General features: G+C 68.5%; 4 protein-coding genes and 1 pseudogene. All 5 read right to left on the reverse strand.

Translation table 11 applies throughout. The annotated features are described in order from the left end of the window. Positions 1-365 (reverse strand): sigma factor (locus tag AB0J09_RS57515; protein ID WP_360711397.1); only part of this gene is annotated, 365 nt, incomplete at its 3' end. 5 nt (positions 366-370) lie between these two features. Next, the gene (locus AB0J09_RS57520) at positions 371-778 is read right to left on the reverse strand and encodes a YciI family protein (RefSeq protein WP_360711405.1); all 408 of its coding nucleotides are present in this window, start codon (positions 776-778) and stop codon (positions 371-373) included. A gap of 510 nt (positions 779-1,288) precedes the next feature. Next, entirely contained in the window at positions 1,289-2,143 is an 855-nt protein-coding gene (locus AB0J09_RS57525; protein ID WP_360711400.1) for a class I SAM-dependent methyltransferase, read from the reverse strand. A 169-nt stretch (positions 2,144-2,312) separates the two neighbouring features. Continuing rightward, the gene (locus AB0J09_RS57530; RefSeq protein WP_360711403.1) at positions 2,313-3,641 is read right to left on the reverse strand and encodes a pentapeptide repeat-containing protein; all 1,329 of its coding nucleotides are present in this window, start codon (positions 3,639-3,641) and stop codon (positions 2,313-2,315) included. Positions 3,642-4,133: 492 nt separating this feature from the next. Beyond that, a pseudogene (locus AB0J09_RS57535) lies at positions 4,134-4,414 on the reverse strand (transcriptional regulator); the annotation flags it as partial.

A 4,414-nucleotide genomic window follows, 5' to 3' on the forward strand; every position in this document is an offset into this window, starting at 1 on the left:
AGGCCGCCGACCGCGCGCAGCGTGAGCGCGACGGCCGAGGCCGGTGTCAGGGACGGGTGCGCGCACAGGAAGTACAGCCGGAGCGTGTCGTCCGCCGCCTCGCCAGGACCGGGCACGGGCTCGTCCTCGGCGCGTACCTCGCGGTGCCGTCGGGAGGTGTCGGCGCGGGCGACATCGAGGAACTTACGCCAGGCCACGGTGACCAGCCAGCCCTTGGGGTCGCCCGGCAGGTCGTCCGGCCACACGCGCACGGACTCGACCAGGGCGTCCTGCACGGCATCCTCGGCCGACGCGAAGTCGGCTCCGCGCCGGACGAGGATCCCGATCACCGTGGGGGTGAGGGCCCGCAACAGGGACTCGTCCACGCGCGTCAGTCCGTGATGGTCGGAAGCTCGGCCAGGAACGGGCGCACCTCCAGCCACTCGTGGATCGGCTTCCCACCCGCACCCGGAGCCGCCGACAGCTCGCCGGCCAGCTCGAGCGCCCGCTCGTAGGTCTCGACGTCGATCACCATCCAGCCGGCGATCAGGTCCTTGGTCTCCGCGAACGGGCCGTCGGTGACCGGCGGCCGCCCCTCGCCGTCGTAGCGGACGAACGTGCCCTCCGGGGAGAACGCCTGACCGTCGACGAACTCGCCGGTGCCCTCCAGCCGAGCGGCGAAGTCCCGCATGTACTGCACGTGGGCCGAGACCTCCTCCGGCGTCCACTGGTCCATCGGCACGTCGTTGACCGCTGCCGGCGCGCCACGGTAGTGCTTGAGCAGCAGGTACTTGGCCATCATGTTTCTCCTTGGTGAGGTACGGCCCATTGTGGCCGTGTTCACTCCGAGGACGGAGCCGCGCGCGGGTTCTCGACATCCCACCGCGACATTTTCCTGGCGAACTTCGATGACACCACGCACTCCGAGGCGCCACGGAGGCAGCACAGGGAACCCCTTCGCGTCCGAGGCGCGAAGGGCACGCGCTACGACGCCGCTCACCATCGCCGGCAAGGCTACTGCGCATCGCCGGCCTTGCCGTCGACATCCACCAGCTACGGCACGCCCACGCCACCGACTGATCAACACTGGCGTGTCCATCGAGGCGGTCCGCCGTCGGCTCGGCCTGCACCGAACTGGTAGTGCCGTGTTGTATCCGGAACCGCGGGCACCCGGAACGACAAGTCGCCGGCGAGCACCCCTTCCCAAGAGGGTCCGAGCTGACGCGGCTCGGCGATGACGGGTGGCCGTTGACGAATGTGTCAGCAGTCCCAGAGGGTTCCCGGCGTCCCTGACCTCGGCAATCCGAGGTCAGGAGCGGCGGAGGTGCCAGATGATCAGGGCGGGGGTGTCTTCGTAGGCCGCTGCGGCTGCTTCTGGGCACCGCTGTTGGGCGAGGGGGCCGCCGTGGCCGCCGGGCACCTTGCCCCAGCGGGGTTCGTGGCAGCTCTCGATCCGCAGGCCCGCCTCAAGGATGGCGGTGATGTAGTCGCCGGCCAGGAAGCGGGTGGCCGGCATGGCTCGTAGTCCGTCCTGGCCCGCCACCATCGGGACACCGCCCAGGTACAGGGACAGCGGATGGATGTCCGAGAGGACCACGTGGCCGCCGGGTTTGACCACGCGGGCGAACTCGGTCATGGGCGGGCCGAGGGTTGGCTGGTGGGTCAGCGCGAGGGCGCAGACGACTACGTCGAAGCTTTCGGAGGCGGCCGGTATGTGATGGAGGTCTGCTTGGCGGAACTCGGCGGCCGGGAGCTTGGCCTTGGCTCGGGTGAGCATCTCCGGTGAGGAGTCCACGCCGACGACCTCATGGCCGAGCTCCGCCAGAAAAGCGGCGTGGCGGCCCGTGCCGCAGGCGGCGTCCAGGGCGCGGCCTGGTAGGAGTTGCGACAGGATGCGCCGTACCAGGGGCTCCTCGGCTGCGATCAAGGGGTTGCCGTCGGAGTCGTATCCGGCGGACCACTGCGCGTAGCCTTCTTCGGTGGTGGCGTGGCCGATGGATGTGCCTGTGCCCAGTGCCGGGTCAGGGTCGTTGACCAAGCTGCGGATCTCGGCGATTCGCCGTTCCACGAAGCTCGCGTCGCCCAGGTCGCCGGCTTGCGCTCGGAGCAGCGCGGCTCCCTCCAGGCCCAGGAGCCAGGCCAAAGGGTGGGAGTAGGAGGGCATGGCGGCACGATAGGAACATGGCGTTTCCCATGGCAACCGATTTTCCCCTTCCCACCGCACTCCGGTTGAGGTCTCTTGAGAATGACTCACCGTTGGGGGCGTCGCAGGCGTACCCGGTCCGCCAGGGCGGGTGATCGTGCGGGAGGTAGCGCCAGGGGACGCCGCCCACTCATGTCCCAGGGGCTCCTGCGGGAAGCTTGGTCTCGTTGTCGGACTTGGCCGCGTTCAGGTTCGCCTCGGTCAGGTTCACCGCGGTCAGGTCCACACCTGTCAGATCCGCACCCTTGAGGTCCGCACCCGTCAGATCCGCACCCTTGAGGTTCGCCCCCTTCAGGTCCGCCCCGCGTAGGATCGCCTTGCGCAGATTCGCTTTGCGCAGGTCCGCCCCGCTCAGGCTCGCCCCGCGCAGATTCACGCCGCGCAGGTCCGCCCCGCGCAGGTCTGCGTTGAACAGGTCCACCCCGCTGAGGTCCGCCCAGCTCAGGTCCGCCCTCCTCAGGTCCGCCTCGTACAGATCCGCCCCGCTCAGGTCTGCGCGGTTCAGGTTCGCCTCGCTGAGGTCCGTCATGAACAGGACCGCGTGCGGCAAGTCCGCGCTGTTCAGATATGCCCTGTGCAGGTCGGCGCCGGACAGGTCCGCGTGATCCAGGTTGGCCCCGCTCAGGTAAGCCCCACGCAGGTCTGCCCGGGTCAGGACGGCGATGCCGAGGTTCAGGCCGCTCAGATCTGCGCCTGGTACACGGATGCGCGCCAAGTTGCAGCTGCAGACCCAGTCGTGCCCGAGCTCGGTGTTCGGCGCATCGTAGACGCTGCCGAGCACGGTCAGGGCCATCTGCACGTCGGTCTCCGGCTGCCCGAGCAGCCGGGCCTTTGACATCGAATCGTGCTCGCGCACATACGCGGCCATGACATCGACGGTCGTCACACGATCTCGTTGAGAATCCTGCGCCAGGCGTTGCAGCGTGTGGATCGCGTCCAGGCGGACCTCGATCTTCTCGGAACCGAGCTGCTCCATGGCTTGGGTGTACCTGTTGGTGATCTGCCTTTCCTGCGAGGTCTCCGTGGACCTGGTGGTGTAGGCCATGCTGCCTGCGGCGAGCAGCAACCCAAGGGTGACGCCCCAGGTGCTCATCCGCTGAAGAAGCATCCCTCGTTCGGCGCTGAGCGCGTCGAAGGATCCCTCAGGCGGGTGGGCCTCGATCTCCTCCGGCGTGAGCAGCCGCAGGCCGGGGCGGCGACGCAGTTTGCTTGCGAACCAGCAACTGACGCCGAACAGGAGGCTGGCGGCCGCGAGGATGGTGAGCGCCACGGGAGGGAGATCCGCTGTGGAGTACGGCGGCACCATGTAGGGGGGAAGCTGCTCCAGGACCAGCCGCCACCAGGTGGTGTCGGGTGCGCCGACGAGCAGGTGGAAGGTCACGGTGGCGATGACGGTGATGACGACCACGCTGATCGACCAGATCAGGACCCGCCGCAGACGCGCTTGCCGTGTTGTCACAGCAACCATTCGACCTGAAGGTGGGTGCCGAATGTAGGCCTTTCAACGGAACTGTCACTTCGGTGACTCGTCGGACGTCGGGGCCTGTGAACAGGCGTGAAGACGGCCAAATACTGGCAGCCCGACAGAGTCCTGCCCGTACTACCTATGTCCGAGGGGCGGCCGCAGTGGTACCGGTTCAGACCCGCACGTGGCCGCCCTCGTGAAAGGGACCGCCCGCTCGGTCAGCGCGAGTGTCTCCAGCACCAGCAGCATCGCCATCGAGACGCTGTCGGCCAGGCGCGGTGAGCAACGGCTCGACCGTGACATGCACAAGAGACCAGTCCCAACCGCTTTGTGACACCCACGATCAGTGGCGCACGTCACATCACCGCGCTGTCACAAGGAGCGGATCGCCGGCATCTCCATGGTCGTGCAGGGAGTGGAGGGCGACGTCGACGACCGGCCGTCGGGCCCAAGCGGTATCGCTGCTGCGGGCGCCGGCGGAGCGGTTCAGCCGCGGGTCAGGTTCTGGAGGCCGACCACGCGCAGCAGTTCCAGCCGCTCGTAGGACCTGCTGCCCGGGCGGGCGGTGTAGACGACCAGCCGCTGGTCGTGCTCCGGGCTCAGCAGTACCTCACAGTCCAGCTCCAGCAGGCCGACCACCGGGTGCAGGAAGCGTTTGACGTCGGTGCGGCGTACGGCGACGTGGTGGGTGTCCCACAGCGCCGAGAACTCCTCGCTGCGGGCGCGGAGTCGGCGTACGAGCCCTGCCAGCCGCGCGTCGTCCGGGC

It is taken from the genome of Nonomuraea sp. NPDC049784 (assembly GCF_040659615.1).
Lineage (GTDB): Bacteria > Actinomycetota > Actinomycetes > Streptosporangiales > Streptosporangiaceae > Nonomuraea.

Excerpts from the sequence above, each read along its gene's own strand:
- AB0J09_RS57520 (WP_360711405.1), bottom strand. The coding sequence starts at position 778 with ATGGCCAAGTACCTGCTGCTCAAGCACTACCGTGGCGCGCCGGCAGCG.
- AB0J09_RS57525 (WP_360711400.1), bottom strand. The coding sequence starts at position 2,143 with ATGCCCTCCTACTCCCACCCTTTGGCCTGGCTCCTGGGCCTGGAGGGA.